This is a genomic window from Candidatus Thiothrix phosphatis, from assembly GCF_035668035.1.
GTDB lineage: Bacteria > Pseudomonadota > Gammaproteobacteria > Thiotrichales > Thiotrichaceae > Thiothrix > Thiothrix phosphatis.
In genome coordinates, this window is sequence record NZ_JAYMYJ010000086.1 from 16,011 (window position 1) to 32,941 (window position 16,931).

Annotated in this window: 15 protein-coding genes; 5 read left to right on the forward strand and 10 right to left on the reverse strand. The window is 53.4% G+C overall.

Annotated elements, in window-relative coordinates:
* Positions 1 to 3: 3 nt before the first annotated feature.
* The 6 genes from atpA to VSS37_RS08725 all read right to left on the reverse strand — a co-directional run bounded on the left by atpA (position 4) and on the right by VSS37_RS08725 (position 4,276).
* Complete coding sequence (atpA, locus tag VSS37_RS08700) at positions 4 to 1,545, reverse strand: F0F1 ATP synthase subunit alpha (RefSeq protein ID WP_324694447.1); 1,542 nt, start codon at positions 1,543 to 1,545, stop codon at positions 4 to 6.
* Between the two features lie 27 nt (positions 1,546 to 1,572).
* Complete coding sequence (locus VSS37_RS08705; RefSeq protein ID WP_324694448.1) at positions 1,573 to 2,109, reverse strand: F0F1 ATP synthase subunit delta; 537 nt, start codon at positions 2,107 to 2,109, stop codon at positions 1,573 to 1,575.
* A gap of 10 nt (positions 2,110 to 2,119) precedes the next feature.
* Positions 2,120 to 2,590, reverse strand: a complete 471-nt coding sequence (locus VSS37_RS08710) for a F0F1 ATP synthase subunit B (protein WP_324694449.1) — start codon at positions 2,588 to 2,590, stop codon at positions 2,120 to 2,122.
* Positions 2,591 to 2,636: 46 nt separating this feature from the next.
* Positions 2,637 to 2,924, reverse strand: a complete 288-nt coding sequence (atpE, locus tag VSS37_RS08715) for a F0F1 ATP synthase subunit C (RefSeq protein ID WP_324694507.1) — start codon at positions 2,922 to 2,924, stop codon at positions 2,637 to 2,639.
* Positions 2,925 to 3,028: 104 nt separating this feature from the next.
* Positions 3,029 to 3,883: a F0F1 ATP synthase subunit A gene (gene atpB / locus VSS37_RS08720; RefSeq protein WP_324694450.1), complete on the reverse strand. Its 855-nt coding sequence runs from the start codon at positions 3,881 to 3,883 to the stop codon at positions 3,029 to 3,031.
* 42 nt (positions 3,884 to 3,925) lie between these two features.
* Entirely contained in the window at positions 3,926 to 4,276 is a 351-nt protein-coding gene (locus tag VSS37_RS08725) for an ATP synthase subunit I (protein WP_324694451.1), read from the reverse strand.
* Between the two features lie 272 nt (positions 4,277 to 4,548).
* Between VSS37_RS08725 and VSS37_RS08730 the strand changes: the two genes are divergently transcribed.
* The gene (locus tag VSS37_RS08730; protein WP_324694452.1) at positions 4,549 to 4,995 is read left to right on the forward strand and encodes a thioredoxin family protein; all 447 of its coding nucleotides are present in this window, start codon (positions 4,549 to 4,551) and stop codon (positions 4,993 to 4,995) included.
* A gap of 39 nt (positions 4,996 to 5,034) precedes the next feature.
* On the opposite strand, the gene VSS37_RS08735 is transcribed toward VSS37_RS08730, so the two are convergent.
* Together VSS37_RS08735 and VSS37_RS08740 are read right to left on the reverse strand one after the other, a co-directional pair.
* Complete coding sequence (locus tag VSS37_RS08735; protein WP_324694453.1) at positions 5,035 to 5,781, reverse strand: LytR/AlgR family response regulator transcription factor; 747 nt, start codon at positions 5,779 to 5,781, stop codon at positions 5,035 to 5,037.
* A 7-nt stretch (positions 5,782 to 5,788) separates the two neighbouring features.
* Positions 5,789 to 6,832 carry a sensor histidine kinase gene (locus VSS37_RS08740; RefSeq protein ID WP_324694454.1) on the reverse strand — a complete coding sequence of 348 codons (1,044 nt, stop codon included), beginning with the start codon at positions 6,830 to 6,832 and terminating at the stop codon, positions 5,789 to 5,791.
* A 236-nt stretch (positions 6,833 to 7,068) separates the two neighbouring features.
* On the opposite strand from VSS37_RS08740, the gene argH reads away from it, so the two are divergent.
* Positions 7,069 to 8,469 carry an argininosuccinate lyase gene (gene argH / locus VSS37_RS08745; protein ID WP_324694455.1) on the forward strand — a complete coding sequence of 467 codons (1,401 nt, stop codon included), beginning with the start codon at positions 7,069 to 7,071 and terminating at the stop codon, positions 8,467 to 8,469.
* 33 nt (positions 8,470 to 8,502) lie between these two features.
* Here argH and lspA read toward each other — a convergent pair whose 3' ends face one another.
* Entirely contained in the window at positions 8,503 to 9,030 is a 528-nt protein-coding gene (gene lspA / locus VSS37_RS08750; protein ID WP_324694456.1) for a signal peptidase II, read from the reverse strand.
* On the reverse strand, positions 9,023 to 11,842 hold the full coding sequence (gene ileS, locus VSS37_RS08755; RefSeq protein WP_324694457.1) for an isoleucine--tRNA ligase: 2,820 nt from the start codon (positions 11,840 to 11,842) through the stop codon (positions 9,023 to 9,025). Before ileS ends, lspA begins: the two co-directional genes overlap by 8 nt.
* Positions 11,843 to 12,041: 199 nt before the next feature.
* Here ileS and VSS37_RS08760 point away from each other — a divergent pair, with 199 nt between their 5' ends.
* From VSS37_RS08760 to miaA, 3 genes are read left to right on the forward strand one after another with little or no spacing between them, the layout of a single operon-like run.
* Positions 12,042 to 13,991 (forward strand): S1C family serine protease, encoded by a 1,950-nt coding sequence (locus tag VSS37_RS08760; protein ID WP_324694458.1) that lies wholly within the window; start codon positions 12,042 to 12,044, stop codon positions 13,989 to 13,991.
* Positions 13,991 to 15,850, forward strand: coding sequence for a DNA mismatch repair endonuclease MutL (mutL, locus tag VSS37_RS08765; protein WP_324694459.1), 1,860 nt, complete (start codon positions 13,991 to 13,993; stop codon positions 15,848 to 15,850). Before VSS37_RS08760 ends, mutL begins: the two co-directional genes overlap by 1 nt.
* Entirely contained in the window at positions 15,850 to 16,776 is a 927-nt protein-coding gene (gene miaA / locus VSS37_RS08770; RefSeq protein WP_324694460.1) for a tRNA (adenosine(37)-N6)-dimethylallyltransferase MiaA, read from the forward strand. Before mutL ends, miaA begins: the two co-directional genes overlap by 1 nt.
* Positions 16,777 to 16,931: the final 155 nt, after the last annotated feature.

The following is a 16,931-nucleotide window of genomic DNA, read 5'->3' on the forward strand; positions in this document are numbered from 1 at the left end:
CCATTACCAGGTGTTGGTGGACTTGAAGGTATCAAGCGCTTTTTTCATAGCCGAGGCGATTTCGTCATTGTAATCACCTTTATCGTTGATCTTGTCCAGCAACTCTTTTTGGGAAGAGCGCAGGTAGCTCAACATGGCTGCCTCAAAATCCACAACCTTCTTCGCATCCACATCATCCAGATAGCCTTCATTGGCTGCGTACAGCGAGAATGCCATTTCAGCGACAGTCATGGGCGCAAACTGAGCCTGTTTCATCAGTTCAGTTACACGTTGGCCACGCGCCAACTGTTTACGGGTGCCTTCGTCGAGGTCGGAAGCAAACTGGGAGAACGCCGCCAACTCACGGTACTGAGCCAGAGCTAGACGAACACCACCACCCAACTTCTTGATGATCTTGGTCTGAGCAGAACCACCTACACGGGATACGGACAAACCAGCGTTGATCGCAGGACGGATACCCGCGTTGAACAGGTCAGTTTCCAGGAAAATCTGACCGTCGGTAATGGAGATTACGTTGGTCGGAACGAACGCGGAAACGTCACCCGCCTGGGTTTCAATGATAGGCAGAGCAGTCAGGGAACCGGTCTTGCCTTTCACTTCACCGTTGGTGAAAGCTTCAACATAGTCAGCGTTGACACGCGCTGCACGTTCCAACAGACGGGAGTGCAGGTAGAAAACGTCACCCGGATAAGCTTCACGGCCTGGTGGGCGGCGCAGCAACAGGGAAACCTGACGGTATGCCCAAGCTTGCTTAGTCAGGTCATCATAAATGATCAGCGCGTCTTCACCACGGTCACGGAAGTATTCACCCATGGTGCAGCCGGTGTACGGAGCCAGATACTGCATGGAAGCAGGATCAGCAGCCGCCGCAGCAACAACAGTGGTAAATTCCATCGCACCGTGCTCTTCCAACTTACGTACAACGTTAGCGATGGAAGAAGATTTCTGGCCTACCGCAACGTAAATACATTTTACGCCGGTGCCTTTCTGGTTGATGATGGTGTCAACGGCAACCGCAGTCTTACCAGTCTGACGGTCACCGATGATCAGTTCGCGCTGACCACGACCGATTGGCACCATGGCGTCCAACGCCTTGATACCGGTTTGCAATGGCTGGTCAACCGATTTACGCTCGATAACGCCTGGAGCGATACGTTCAACAGGAGCGAAGCCGTCATTATCAACCGGGCCTTTGCCATCGATTGGATTGCCCAGGGAATCGACAACGCGACCCAGCAGGCCACGACCGACCGGAACTTCCAGAATACGGCCTGTACATTTTACGGTGTCGCCTTCAGTGATTGACTTATAATCACCGAGAACGACCGCACCGACAGAATCACGCTCAAGGTTCAGAGCCAGCCCGTAAGAGCCGTTGGAGAACTCGATCATCTCACCGGACATGACGTCGCCCAGACCATGCAGGCGAACGATACCATCCGTTACGGAGACAACAGTACCCTCTGTGCGTGCTTCAGCGCCGGCTTCGAAGCTGCTGATGCGCTTCTTGATCAGATCACTGATTTCAGTTGGGTTAAGTTGCATGTGCTATTCCTCAATTATCGGGCTGGCTTAACGAGCCAACGCCGCCTTCATTTCTTTCAGCCTGCTCTGGATGGAACCATCAATCACCAAGTCACCCGCACGTATGATTGCGCCACCCATCAGGGCAGAATCAACACGGGTTGTTAGCTTGACTTCACGTCCCAAGCGTTTTTGGAGCGCCACAGCAAGGGTTTGCTGCTGGTCATCTGTCAGTTCCTGCGCGGAAACGACTTCCGCTTCCACTGCACCTTCTGCCTCCGCCTTCAACTGCTCAAAGATTGCGGACATTTCAGGCAACAGTGCGAAACGGTCATTCTCCGCCAATACCTTGAGCAGATTACGGCCACTATCGTCGATTGCATCACCTGCAATCTCGGCGAGAATGTCAGCTTTCTGTTCTTTGGTCATGCGGGGATGACTCAGCAAAGCAGATGAACCTTCTGCTGTGACGACCGCAGACATGGCCGCCAATTGAGCTGACCACTCGGACAGCTTGCCGACTTCCTGCGCCATCTCAAACACAGCTTTTGCGTAAGGACGAGCGGCGGTTGTCAATTCAGACATGGTTCATCCCTCAGATTTGCGCGGCCAGATCATCCAATGCTTTTGCGTGGGCAGCCGCATCGATTTCCTTGCCAAGAATTTTTTCAGCACCAGAAACAGCCAGTGACGCAACTTGCTTGCGCAAGGTTTCGCGGGCACGGGAGACTTCCTGCTCAATGTCTGCCTGAGCAGCCGCTTTGACACGGTTTTGCTCTTCAACAGCACTATTCTTGGCCTCATCGACAATTTCACCGGCACGCTTTTGAGCCTGCGCGATGATTTCAGCGGCGGCAGCCTTAGCCTTTTTCAGTTCATCCAATGCTTTCTGGCGAGCCAGCTCTTCTTCATGCTTGCCTTTTTCGGCAGCGGCCAGACCATCAGCGATACGCGCCTTGCGGTCTTCCAGCATTTTGAGCATCGGCTCCCACAGCACTCCCTTGACGAACCAGATCAGAACTGTAAAAACAAGCATCTGACCTATCAGGGTTGCAGTTACGTTCATGGGTTTAACCTCCGAATGTTAGTAACAACGTTTAACAATCGTGAGATTAACCAGCACCCATTGCAGATTTAGCAGCACCAATGAATGGGTTGGCGAAAATAAACCACATGGAAATACCCAAAACGATCATTGGGAACGCCTCCATCAGGCCGCCGGTAAACAGCATTTGACCAGTCAGCTGAGCACGCATTTCAGGCTGACGGGCAATGCCCTCGATAAACTTGGAACAGATCATACCCCAACCCAGCGCGGAACCCAGACCCGCAGCCGCCAGGATGATACCAACACCTACAGCAGTGTAGGAATAGATCATTGCAACAGTTTGTGCATCCATCATTAAGTCTCCAAACAAAAGTTAAAATCAAAAAAGCAGAAACAAAAACTCACTCTCTAGCTGTGAAAGCAGCTTAAACGACCGACTACATCACAAACTTAAAATCAGTGGTGCTCGTCGTGCTGGCTGGCCAATCCCAAATATACGATGGTCAATAGCATGAAGATAAACGCTTGCAACGGCACAACCAACATATGGAATACCGCCCACATGGAACCCAATATGACCTGTGCGGGCATTGCCCATACGGAAAACGCCAACAGCGCAATCAACAGGAATAGCAACTCCCCTGCAAACATGTTTCCGAAGAGACGAAGGCCAAGACTGACAGGTTTGGCGATCTCCTCAATGGCGGTCATGACAATATTCACCGGCATGAGGTACGGGCCAAAAGGATGGAACAAAAATTGCTTAATATAACCAACCAAACCTTTATGTTTGATGTTATAGAAAATAATCAATGCAAACACACTCAAAGACAAGCCAAAAGTTGTATCTAAGTTGGTGGTAGGAACCACTTTCAGATAAACATGATGAGGATCAGCCCCAAACAAAGCACCAATACCACCAGCCAATGATGGCAACAAATCAACAGGGAGGAAGTCCATGGCGTTCATCAATAGCACCCATACAAAGATGGTTAACGCCAGAGGGCCAATCAGGCTATCCGCATTAGGGAAAATATCCTTGACCTGCTGATTGACAAACTCAACGATTGTCTCAATGACATTCTGAAAGCCTGTAGGCTTGTCAGCATTCAAACTCTTGCCGACCTTCCAAGCAAAGAACGCTATCAAACCTGCGAGTAGCATACTGAACAAAAGAACATCAACGTGTAACACGCTAAAGTCAATAATCTTGACTTGCTCGCCGTGTTCAACGCCAACACTCCAGTTGGTCAAGTGGTGCTGGATGTACTCGACAGGACTTGAAATTGCTGGCGCATTAGACTCGCTCACAACTCACCCCGTACTACAAAGTTAAAAAATCCTTTGCTGGAATCACCCGACTTGGCGGGTTCCCATCAGCATATAAGCCAGTTGCGCGACCATAAAAGTACCCAGCAGGGGAACTGGAGCCAGTTTCAGATAGCCCAAGCCGAACCCTAACGCAACCAACACAAATACAAATCTTTGTACGACCCCGAAATAAAGAGCATTGACACTCTGCTGCGGACTCGCCTTTGCGATTTCCCCCGCCTGACCCACTCGCCGAGCAAGCAACATAGTATTTGCTAGCGCAACAGCTCCGCCATAAAACGCAGGCAGCAATGCTGAGTCACCCTGATACGACCACGACACTGCAACACCAGCCAATACCAGAATAAATTGAATAATAAGTATGCTTCGCATCCGTTCCTTATGAGGAAGGCCAAACCAAAACCTTCCCCCTCAAAATCCCGGAGGAGTATAAAGACATCCTAATATAGGGTCAACCTTCACAGAATGAGTCCTCTCTCCTGGAAATAGGGTCGCATTATATATCCCTTTTGATATATCCCGCCACAACAAAATGCGGTATGTTGCCTATAAAGGCAAAAATTGGAAGATTCTTTCCAGAGGAGAAGAAAGTGATGCCTGTGGTTCGAATATTCTCAAAGATCGTATTGTACTGGGGGATATGGATGGCAACCATCAGCCCTGCACTTCCAGCAGATACGACACTGAAAGAAGTTTCCGACTTTCAAGCATTGGGAGAGGCAATGCAGGCCAAGAAACTACCACTACTTCTGGCTTTCCGTGCCGACTATTGCGGATTCTGCAAACGGCTCGAGACAGAGTACCTTGAACCCATGGCCAAAAGCGGGGACTATGACTCGCGAATTCTGATCCGTACTTTCAACATGGGCGATAACCGCACTGTCACTGATTTCAACGGTGCCAAGATTGACGCGGAGAAGATGACCCACAGATATAAGGTGTCATTAACACCAACATTAATATTCCTGAATGCGGATGGAAAGGAAATCGCTGAACCACTGCTTGGTTATAATAGCCCAGACTTTTACGGCGCATATTTGGAAAATGCCATTGATACGGCACACAAAGCAATCAACGAGAAGGATAGATAAGGGAGGAAACCTCCCTTATCTTAGCTAAAAATAGACTAATCAGCGATTGCGGACAAACCGCCGAACCTCCGCCAAATGGCGTCGGCTGACCTCCAATTGATCCTTGACATTATCCAGCACAACTTGGGTACGGCCGATGGAAGATTTGGACAGGCCAGAAATGGCAGTCTTGGCCACCAACGCATTGCGATGAATGCGGATAAAACGATCTGCCAAATCGGTCTCTAGCGACTTCAGCGATTCCTCAATAATGACCTCGCCCTTCTTGTGGCGCACGGTCACATATTTCTGATCCGCCTGGAAATACACAACATCTTCAATCGGGATCAACTCAAGGTTACCCCGCATACGTGCACAGATGTGCTTGCGCGCCGCCAAATTACGGCCTTCGCGGTTCTCCAGCGCCTCCATACGTTGGGCGCGGTTCAGTGAGCGGGCTTGTTCCAGACTTTGTAATAATTGTTCTTGTCTTATCGGTTTCATAAGGTACCCTGTTGCTTTTGTTGAAAAGGCTTCTAAGGCATATTCACCATACGCTGTAGTGAATATGACGGCTGGGGGGCTATCCATGCCTGAAATGTGCCGGGCGGCTTCCAACCCGTCCATACCGGGCATTGAAATGTCCATCAGCACAATGTCCGGCTGATAACGCTCTGTCATCAGCACTGCATCCACCCCGTTTTCGGCTTCTGCACAAACTGCGTAGTCGACTTGAGTCGCCAATAACCCTTTGATCCGTGCACGGGCGTATTCTTCGTCGTCTACAACCAAAACTTTTAATGTCATAATTTTTCTACTCCTTGGGTATGGAAAACGAAACCCGGTATTGTTGGATATTTTTTTGGATTCTCAGGTTCGCCCGATCGCCATAGGCAAGCCGCAAGCGGTTCACCATGTTCTCCTGGGCTATATGATTTCCCTTGGTGTGGGTGCTCACACCAGTAGGAGGCAATGGATTTGTAACTGAAACGTCTAACGTCTTGCCTGCATCATAAAGGCTGATTGTCAGCAAACCACCATCCTGGCGAGGCTGAATGCCATGGTAGACCGCGTTTTCAACCAGCGGCTGCAACAAAAATGGCGGCATGTCCATATCCAGCGGCAGACTGTTTTGATCCATGTCCAATTTGATATGCAAGCGTTTTTCACCCAGACGCAAACCTTCCATGCGCAAGTAAGCCAAAGTCAGGTCCAGCTCCTCTTTTAGACTTATTCGCGACCGTTTATCGAGAGTAAGGCGCATGATATCCGCCAAATCCAGTAACGCTGCCTCAGCCTTGTTGGGATCGATATGCACAAGATGTGCAATGGTATTCAGGCTATTGAACAGAAAATGTGGGCGCATGCGCGCCTGCAAAGCATCATACTTAGCTGCCGAATCGGCCTCGACACTTTCCTCCCACTGGTTATGGATATAAAAATACCGCAGCAAAACCAGCACGATAACTAGCGCAATCACCAAGTTCTTAAAAATAAACAGGGCACTGGTCATTATGTTAGCTAGCTTATCGTTACCAAATGACGCCAGCATCCCCAATACAGAAGCAAGCAGAGTGAACCCCGCAACCGTCACCAGCACGATAGCAGACGCCTGAAAAACAGTCGGCCGCACGAAGAAACGCGCAACAAAACACAGGGTGAAGACAGAGGCCAATGCAACCCACTGTACAAACAGTGAATGCATCCCCAAATTGACGAAAAAATCACGTAAATCTGTCGCCACCGCCAACGCCAACACGACTGCCAACAACTCAGCACCCAACACAGCACGCAATAGTGCCTGCGGTACGCAGATATTTGGCAAATAGCTTAGTGTTTTTCCAATAGATGACGACATTATTTGCTCTCAATCAGGCTGCAACCGGGAACCCGCGTTAACACCCGACCCAGTTATCGTTTATATTTTTTATAATTACCGCGCCTGACGTAACAGGCGGAGCATCTGTTTATTGTATACTGCTCGCAATCTGCATTGCGACATTACGATATTGAATCATATTTTTTTATTGTTCCACACTGTGATAATGTCTGGCAACTTTTTTTAACAACTTGATGAAAATTCAACATTAACCCATGAGCGAACACCAACACGACACGGCCAGAGACAAACCCTGGGGCGGACGTTTCAGCGAATCCACTGACGCATTCGTCGAAGAATTCACCGCCTCCATTAACTTCGACAAGCGGCTCTACAGACACGACATCCGAGGATCCCGCGCCCATGCCCGCATGTTGGGGAAGGCAGGGATATTAAACACCAATGAAGTTGAACAAATCCTGAGTGGCTTGGATAAAATTGAACAAGCCATTGACAGCGGGGAGCTGGAATGGAAAGTCGCCCTGGAAGACGTGCATATGAACATAGAAGCGCGCCTGACTGACCACATCGGCATTGCTGGCAAAAAATTGCATACAGGCCGTTCCCGCAATGACCAAGTCGCCACTGATGTGCGCTTGTGGCTACGTGAACAGGTCGACGGCGTCAGCCATGAACTGCGCCGCCTGCAACGGGCGCTGGTGGATTTGGCGGAATGTGAAGCTGACACCATCCTGCCCGGATTCACCCATTTACAAGTTGCCCAGCCAATCACATTCGGCCACCACATGCTGGCATGGTTTGAAATGCTGCAACGCGATCACGAACGCCTGCAAGATTGCCGCAAACGCATCAACATCATGCCATTGGGAGCCGCCGCGCTGGCCGGGACCACCTACCCCATCGACCGGGAGCACACAGCGCAACTGCTGGGTTTTGAACGCCCGGCACGCAACTCGCTGGACGCAGTGAGCGACCGCGACTTCGCCATTGAATTCACATCTGCCGCTTCCCTGATCATGATGCACCTGTCACGCTTCGCGGAAGAACTAGTCCTGTGGACTTCGGCGCAGTTCGACTTCATCCGCCTGCCTGACCGCTTCTGCACCGGCTCATCCATCATGCCACAGAAAAAAAACCCGGATGTGCCGGAACTGGTGCGTGGCAAAAGCGGACGCGTATTCGGGCACCTGCTTGCCCTGCTGACATTGATGAAAGGCCAGCCGCTGGCCTACAACAAGGACAACCAGGAAGACAAGGAGCCACTGTTCGACACTGTCGATACGTTGCTGGGCAGCCTGCGCGCCTTTGCCGACATGATGCCCCACATCCAGCCAAAGGCGGAACGGATGCGGCAAGCCGCCATGCAGGGCTTCGCCACCGCCACCGACCTGGCTGATTACCTGGTGCGCAAAGGGATGCCGTTCCGTGACGCCCACGAAGTCGTAGGCAAGGCGGTGGCGCTTGGGGTAGAAACCGGACGCGACTTGAGCGAAATGCGCCTGGAGGAATTACAGGCATTTGCCGACATCATTCACGCTGACGTATTTGAAGTCTTAACATTGGAAGGGTCGGTGGCCGCCCGCAACCACTTAGGAGGCACGGCACCAGAACAAGTGAGAAAACAGGTGGAAGCTGCACGGAAACTGCTGGCCTGACAAAAAGGGGCGTATCCGCTACGCCCCTCCCTTTCATTCCATTTGTTCCGAGGCGAACAGGCTCAGAAACACCAGCAACACCGCCCCCACCGTAATCGCGATGTCAGCCACATTGAAAATGGCGAAATGCCCGCCATTCAAGATGAAGGGCACGTCAAAATTCACATAAAAATCGATAAAATCTATTACCCGCCCATACAACAGCCGGTCTATCAGATTGCCGATGGCCCCACCCAGCACCAGCGCCAAGCCAACAGCAGCCCATATCCGGTCTTTTTTCAGCCTACGTAGCCAATTGATGATGAACACGCTGACCACAATGGCCAGGATGGCGAAAAACCAACGCTGCCACCCGCCTTGATCTTTCAGAAAACTAAAAGCTGCCCCAGTGTTGTAGGTCAGCGTCATGTTCAAATGCGCCATAATCCCCACCGGCTGACCTGGCTCCAAATTGGCCTCAGCCATCCACTTGGTCAACTGGTCAACCGCAATGACCACAGCAGACAGCCACAGCCAGCCAATCATGCCGGTTTGTTCCGATAGGGAACGGAAACTACGCATACTCGCGCACCTCGCCTGCTCCATCAATGTTATCAATACAGCGCCCGCACAACTCCGGATGTTCAGCATGGCTGCCCACATCCTCGCGGTGGTGCCAACAACGGACACATTTCCCATGTTCTGATCGGGTTACGCGCACGAACACATGCTCCATGACTTCCACAGCATCCGGCGACAAGGCAGCCAGATCATGCAGACGCGCTGCGGAGGTAATCAACACAAAACGCAACTCATCCCCCAGCTTCACCAAAGGATCAAACCCCGGCTCATATGCACCCTGGCGATAATAAATGTCGACTTCAGCATCCAGCCCCGCACCAATCCTGCCTGCAACCCGCGCCTCCTCCAGTTGTTTGCTGACCAGCTCACGCAGGTTGAAAACGGAGTCCCACTCGCCTGCCGACAACTTGTCGGTTTCATCCAGCCGGAACAGGCCGTCATACCACATGGTGAACAGCACGGAATCCACCGCCTTTTCCCCTGGCATATGCCGCCAGATTTCTTCAGCAGTAAAACTCAGCACCGGATACAGCCAACGCACCATCGCCTGCAGAATATGCCACGCCGCCGTTTGGGCCGAGCGCCGCCCAAGACTGTTGGCCTGCATCGTATATTGGCGATCCTTGGTGATGTCGAGGAACAGGCTGCCCATCGCCACTGTACAGAAGTTCAGGACTTCCTGCGCAATCAGATGGAACTGGAAGCGGTCATAAGCCGCCAGCACCCGTGCTTGCGTTTGCGCCGCCTGATCCACTGCCCAACGATCCAACGCCAGCATGTCCGCCGCCGGAACTGCATCCTGCGCCGGATCAAAATCATTCAAATTGGCGAGCAGGAAACGCGCCGTATTGCGGATGCGGCGGTAGGCGTCCGCTGTCCGTTTCAGGATCTCATCGGAAACCGACATTTCACGGCTATAATCCGTCGCCGCCACCCATAGGCGCAGGATGTCCGCCCCCAGCTTGCCAATGACCTCCTGGGGCGCCACATTGTTGCCCTTGGATTTGGACATTTTCTCGCCCTTGGCGTCCACCGTGAAACCGTGGGTCAAGACAGTGCGGTACGGTGCCTCGCCACGCGTGCCGATGGCGGACAGCAATGAAGACTGGAACCAGCCGCGATGCTGGTCGGAGCCTTCCAGATAGACATCCGCCGGAAATTGCAGGCCTTCACGGCGTTCCAGCACCGCAGCGTGCGTCACGCCGGAATCAAACCAAACATCCAGCGTGTCGCCCACCTTATCGTAATTGGGGGCATCCGCGCCCAGCAGTTCCTCTGGCTGCAAACGGAACCAAGCATCAATGCCTTCACGCTCAATGCGTTGCGCCACCGCTTCAACCAAGGCATCGGTTTGCGGATGCAATTCGCCGGTTTCCTTATGCACAAACAGCGCAATCGGCACACCCCAGTTACGCTGACGGGAAATGCACCAATCTGGCCGGTTCTGCACCATACCCTCAATACGGGCCTTGCCCCAGTCAGGCACCCATTTCACCCCCTGGATAGCCTCCAACGCCTTGGTGCGCAAGCCATTCTGGTCGAGGCTGATGAACCATTGCGGCGTGGCGCGGAAAATCAGCGGGGTCTTGTGCCGCCAGCAATGCGGGTAACTGTGGCGCAGCTTGTCCGCCTTCAACAGCTTGCCATGTTCAGTCAGCACTTCCAGCACATGCGGCTTGGCTTTGTGCACGGATTCGCCCGCAAACAACTCCGTATTTGGCAGAAAACGGCCATCGCCGCCGACCGGGTTATCAACCGGCAAACCGTATTTCTGCCCCACCACAAAATCTTCCTGGCCATGGCCCGGTGCGGTATGGACGGCCCCTGTGCCCGCATCAGTGGTGACGTGATCACCCAGAATGACTGGCACTGTGCGGGCGTAAAACGGATGCTGCAACTGCAAGCCTTCCAGCACATCACCCATACAGCGGGCGATGACCTTGTAATCACTGATTTCAGCGCGCTGCATGACAGACCCGTACAAGGCCTCCGCCAGCACAAAGCGCTCGGTTGGCGTTTGCACGACGACATACTCCAGCTCAGGATTCAGCGCGACCGCCTGATTGGCTGGCAGCGTCCATGGCGTGGTCGTCCAGATGACTACGGACAGCTCACCGTTCCCGGCGGCGTCTGGCACCCGCTTGAGGAATTCAGCCTCATCCGCCACAGTAAAGCGCACATCAATGGAAAATGAGGTCTTGTCGGCGTACTCCACTTCCGCCTCCGCCAGCGCCGAACCGCAATCCGTGCACCAATGCACCGGCTTGGCCCCCTTGTGCAGATGCCCGTTGGCGGCGATACGGCCCAATGTGCGCACAATGTCAGCTTCGGTTTGGAAATCCATCGTCAGGTACGGCTTCTCCCAATCGCCCAACACCCCCAGGCGTTTAAAATCTTGACGTTGCAGCGCAATTTGCTCGTTGGCATATTCGCGGCAGGCAGCACGGAAAGCAAATGCATCCACCTTGTCGCCCGCCTTGCCCAACTTTTCCTCCACCTTGAGTTCGATCGGCAAGCCATGGCAATCCCACCCCGGCACATACGGCGCATCAAAACCTCCCAGGGTTTTGCTCTTGACGATAATATCCTTGAGAATTTTGTTGACAGCATGACCGATATGGATGGAACCGTTGGCATAAGGAGGGCCATCATGCAGGACAAATTTGGGACGCCCAGCAGCATATTGCCGCAATTGCTGGTAAAGTTGGCGCTTTTCCCACTCCGCCAGCATTTCTGGTTCACGCTTGGCCAAATCCCCCCGCATGGGGAATAACGTGTTGGGTAAATTGAGGGTGTGCTTGTAATCCGTCATGGTCAATCCTGTTTCTCTGTTGCAACCCGCAGGCCGCGCTTTGGTTGGCGAAGAATAGCAAGTTTTCCCCTAAAAACCGATAGATTACCGTCAGATTAAAGTGTTTTCACTCCACTGGCGGATACGTTATAGTCATCAAGTTATTTTGTTCCCTCATGTTCAAGGGCTGTGATTATTTTATCAATGGGACTCTATTCAAATGCGTAAAACAACCATTATTACCATCGCCGCGCTGTGTTTGGGTTTAGCCAGCGCGCCCACCGTGATGGCGGAAATCGGCATCGATTCACCCGTCACCATCATGCCTCAACCGGCCACGCCTGCTGACAAACCAGCCAGTGGTGAGCAAGCGCACAAACCAATAACCGGCCAACAACCTACAGACGAAGAATTGGAGCAATTGGAGTCGGAAACGCCCGCCAATGCCGTAGCGGACACCGCTGACAGCAATGACCCCCGCGAAAAGATCAAGGATGCCGTCGTCAAGGTTTATGTTGTCCAACACACTTACGAAACCCTTTCCCCATGGAATTCCGATTCCCAAAAAGGTTCCGGCTCTGGCCTGATCATTAATGGCAACCTGATCCTGACCAACGCCCATGTCGCCGCTGATGCCACCTTCCTGGAAGTGCAGCGGCATGGGGAAACCAAGCGCTATGAAGCGGAAGTTGTCTACATTTCCCATGAATCCGACTTGGCGCTATTGCGCACCAAGGATCCCAGCGCTTACAAGGACATCAAGCCACTGGAGCTGGGCGACCTGCCGAAAATGCAACAACAAGTGGAAGTTTACGGGTTTCCAATCGGCGGCAACACGTTAAGCGTCACCCGCGGCGTGGTTTCCCGCATTGAAAAACAGGATTACGTCCATACTGGAGAAAACCTGATCGCCGCGCAAGTTGACGCCGCCATCAACTTCGGCAACAGTGGGGGGCCTGTCATTTCTGATGGCAAAGTTGTCGGCGTCGCCATGCAATCCAGCTTCCTGACCGAAAATATCGGTTACATGATCCCGACCCCAATCATCCACCACTTCCTGGATGACATAAAAGACGGCAAGATTGACGGCTACGGCTTCCACGGCTTCATGACCCAATCCATGGAAAACCCGGCCATGCGCCACAAATACAACTTGCGGGAAGACCAGACCGGCATGCTGGTGCATAAGGTTTACAAACACTCGCCATCCGACGGCAAAATACAGGTTGGCGACATCGTGACCGCAATTGATGACCATAAAATCGAAAATAATGGCACCGTTGAGTTCCGCACGGGCGAATACATCGATTACACCCATTACATCGACATGCACCAAATCGGCGAAAACCTCAAAGTCAAAATCATCCGTGACGGCAAAGAGCAGGAAGTTGTCCTGAACCTGGAAAAACCCGGCAAGGAATACCTGCTGGTCAAGCCCAAGCAATATGACAAACAGCCAACCTACTTCATCTACGGTGGTTTTGTCTTCATGCCGTTGAATCAGGACGTCATCGACGCCATGGACAGCCTGCCTGCCCGTATCGGCTCCCTGACCTACGAATCACCAGATGAGAAACGCAGTGAAGCCGTCATCATGACCAAAGTGCTGCCCGCCGACATCAACAAGGACTATCATCATGACGATGACCTGTTGATCGAAAAAATCAACGGGGAAGGTTTTCATGACTTCAAGGAATTCTTCAATAAGATGATGGCCGCCACCAGCGATTTCATCACGCTGGAAACAGCGGATGACTACCAGATCGTCATCGACCGCAAGGAAGCATTGGCCAGCCAGCCTTCCATTCTGGCGCGCTATGGCATCACCAGCGACCGCTCCAAAGATCTACAGACCGCCCCAGCCAATGTCGCACAGGAAGCCAAACCGGCCATAGCACCAGCTGCGCCCGAAACACCACCTGCCATGACCCAGCAACAACCTGCTGCGCCAGCTGCACCTGAAACGCCTGCCGCAGTCCAGCAGCAACCTGCTGCGCCAGCTGCCCCCGAAACACCTGCCGTGACTCAACAGCAACAACCGGTTGCGCCAACTGCACCTGAAACGCCTGCCGTGACCCAACAACAGCCGGTTGCACCAGAAGCGCCCGCAGCTACCCAACAACTGCCTTCCGCAGAACCCAGCGGTGCAAACGGAGGCGCACATCCCTAATGCCGATCCGCCAGCTTCCTTCCCACCTGATCAACCAAATCGCCGCTGGCGAGGTGGTTGAACGCCCCGCATCGGTGGTCAAGGAACTGCTGGAAAACGCCCTCGATGCCGGGGCCACCCGCATCGAGGTTGACATTGAACAAGGCGGCGGCAAACGCATCCGCCTCCGTGACAATGGCGGCGGCATCCCCCGCGAGGAGCTGGCCTTGGCCCTCAGCCGCCATGCCACCAGCAAAATCGCCAGCCTCGACGATCTGGAGCAAGTGCGCACCTTGGGTTTCCGGGGTGAAGCCCTGCCCAGCATTGCGTCGGTTTCCCGCCTGCTGCTCAGTTCCCGCCACAGCGAAGCGGAGCAAGGCTGGCAACTGTATGGCGACGGGCAGGAAATATTCAACGAACCCGAGCCAGTCGCGCACGCTGTCGGAGCCACAATTGATGTCGCTGACCTGTTTTTCAACACACCGGCGCGGCGCAAATTCCTGAAAACGGAAAAAACCGAATTCGGCCACATCGAAGATGTAGTGCGCAGGATCGCCCTCAGCCGTTTCGACGTTGGCATTGAACTGAACCACAACCAGAAAAACACCCTACGCCTGCGCCCGGCGGATGACCGCAGCGGGGCGGAGCGGCGAATTGCAGAAATCTGCGGCAGCGCCTTTACCGAGCAGAGCCTGTACTTGGATTATGAGGCAGCCGGAATGCGTTTGTGGGGCTGGGTAGGGCTGCCGACATTTTCACGTTCCCAGCCTGATTTGCAGTATTTCTACGTCAATGGACGCAACGTTCGTGACAAACTGATCACACACGCTGTCAAGCAAGCTTATCAGGATGTCATGTATCACGGGCGGCACCCCGCCTTTGTCCTGTTCCTGGAGCTGAATCCGCAGTTGGTGGATGTGAATGCGCATCCGACCAAGCAGGAAGTCCGTTTCCGGGAAGGGCGGATGGCGCATGATTTCTTGTTCCGAACCCTGCACCAAGCCCTGGCGGACATCAGGCCGGGGGATGACAGCAGCGCGCCCACCGCCTTGCCGACCCAAGCCCAGGAAACGGCCACAGATGCCAGGCAGGAAGCAAACTTCCCGCCAGCCCCCGCCATCACCAGGACGCCCGAAGCACACCGCACAACCTACCAGCCACAGCATCAGCCGCGCCTGCCAATGCCGGTGCGTGAACAACTGGGCGTTTACCAACAGCTATACCAACCCGTTGAAATTACTCCGGCCTCACCTATCGAAACAATGGAGGATGCCAATGGGGAGGACTCTTCCGGACTGCCTCCTCTCGGCCACGCCATTGCGCAATTGCATGGCGTCTACATCCTTGCCCAGAATGCAGCCGGGCTGGTGGTGGTGGACATGCACGCCGCCCACGAACGCATAACTTACGAACACCTCAAGCACAGCATGTTGGAAGACGCCATCCGGTCACAGCCGTTGTTGGTGCCGATCGGCTTCAATGTCAGCCGGAAGGAGGCGGATTACGCCGAACAACATGTGGATGCTTTTCGCTCCTTAGGCTTCGACATCGGCCGTATGGGGATGGAAAAACTGGCGATCCGCGCTGTCCCCAGCTTGCTGAAAGATTCCAATACGGAAGCGCTGGTGCGCGATGTGCTGGCCGACCTCATTGCCCACGGCGACAGCCAACGCATCCAAGACGCCATGAACGAAATCCTCGCCACCATGGCCTGCCATGGGTCGGTGCGCGCCAACCGCAAACTTAGCATTCCGGAAATGAATGCACTGCTGCGTGACATGGAGCGCACCGAACGCAGCGGCCAATGCAATCATGGCCGCCCCACGTGGACGCAGATGTCTCTTGACCAGATTGACAAGCTGTTCCTGCGGGGTCGTTGATGGACAAAGCCATTTTCATCATGGGGCCGACAGGAACCGGCAAAACCGATCTTGCTGTTGAATTAAGCAAACGTTTCCCCATCGAAATTATCAGCGTCGACTCCGCCTTGGTTTACAAAGGCATGGACATTGGCAGCGCCAAACCGGATGCCGCCACCCTCGCACAAGCACCACACCGATTGATTGATTTCCTTGACCCCTCGCAGCCTTACTCGGCAGCGGATTTCCGCGAAGATGCCTTGCGTGAAATGGCCGACATCACCGCCCATGGACGCATCCCCCTATTGGTGGGCGGCACCATGCTGTATTTCCGCGCCCTTGAATACGGCCTCTCACAATTGCCGCCAGCAAACCCCGCCATCCGTATGCGCTTGGAAGCGGAAGCCACCGAACAAGGGTGGCAGGCATTGCACGACCGCTTGTCCCAGATTGACCCGGAAGCGGCGCAACGCATTCATCCCAACGACCCACAGCGCCTGCAACGCGCACTGGAAGTATACGAAATCACCGGCTCCACACTGACCAAACTGCAACAAGCTGCACGGCATGACAATTGCCCATATAAATTACTGAAGATTGCATTAATACCTGAAAATCGCGCTTGGTTACACTGTCGTCTCGCGCAACGTTTTGACCAAATGCTGGAGCAGGGAATTGTCGAAGAAGTGCGCAAACTCTTGGCCCGAGGCGATCTCAGCCCCCGCCTGCCCGCCATCCGAGCAGTCGGCTACCGGCAAATATGGGGCTATTTAATTAACGAAATGGACTACAATCAGATGCGCGATCGTGCTATTGTCGCAACACGGCAGCTTGCCAAGCGTCAAATGACGTGGTTACGTTCTGAAAAGGACATTGTCGCTTACGACCCTCAGGAACCTAGCCTTTCATCGGTCATCAACAACGTTTCAACGTTTATTGGCGGATGAGCGGATACGTCCGACAAACTGGCATTCATGCAGAATGATGGAACTGATAAGCTTTTAGACGTCGAAGGATAAAAGCGACTGGCTCACCAACAACCCCTAGTGCTTTAAGACGTGGTGAGACCATAACAATCACAAACCCGAGAATATTTTTTAGG

Coding starts and splice junctions, on each gene's coding strand:
- atpA (WP_324694447.1), bottom strand. CDS start 1,545: ATGCAACTTAACCCAACTGAAATCAGTGATCTGATCAAGAAGCGCATC.
- VSS37_RS08705 (WP_324694448.1), bottom strand. CDS start 2,109: ATGTCTGAATTGACAACCGCCGCTCGTCCTTACGCAAAAGCTGTGTTT.
- VSS37_RS08710 (WP_324694449.1), bottom strand. CDS start 2,590: ATGAACGTAACTGCAACCCTGATAGGTCAGATGCTTGTTTTTACAGTT.
- atpE (WP_324694507.1), bottom strand. CDS start 2,924: ATGGATGCACAAACTGTTGCAATGATCTATTCCTACACTGCTGTAGGT.
- VSS37_RS08725 (WP_324694451.1), bottom strand. CDS start 4,276: ATGCGAAGCATACTTATTATTCAATTTATTCTGGTATTGGCTGGTGTT.
- VSS37_RS08730 (WP_324694452.1), top strand. CDS start 4,549: ATGGCAACCATCAGCCCTGCACTTCCAGCAGATACGACACTGAAAGAA.
- VSS37_RS08735 (WP_324694453.1), bottom strand. CDS start 5,781: ATGACATTAAAAGTTTTGGTTGTAGACGACGAAGAATACGCCCGTGCA.
- VSS37_RS08740 (WP_324694454.1), bottom strand. CDS start 6,832: ATGTCGTCATCTATTGGAAAAACACTAAGCTATTTGCCAAATATCTGC.
- argH (WP_324694455.1), top strand. CDS start 7,069: ATGAGCGAACACCAACACGACACGGCCAGAGACAAACCCTGGGGCGGA.
- lspA (WP_324694456.1), bottom strand. CDS start 9,030: ATGCGTAGTTTCCGTTCCCTATCGGAACAAACCGGCATGATTGGCTGG.
- ileS (WP_324694457.1), bottom strand. CDS start 11,842: ATGACGGATTACAAGCACACCCTCAATTTACCCAACACGTTATTCCCC.
- VSS37_RS08760 (WP_324694458.1), top strand. CDS start 12,042: ATGCGTAAAACAACCATTATTACCATCGCCGCGCTGTGTTTGGGTTTA.
- mutL (WP_324694459.1), top strand. CDS start 13,991: ATGCCGATCCGCCAGCTTCCTTCCCACCTGATCAACCAAATCGCCGCT.
- miaA (WP_324694460.1), top strand. CDS start 15,850: ATGGACAAAGCCATTTTCATCATGGGGCCGACAGGAACCGGCAAAACC.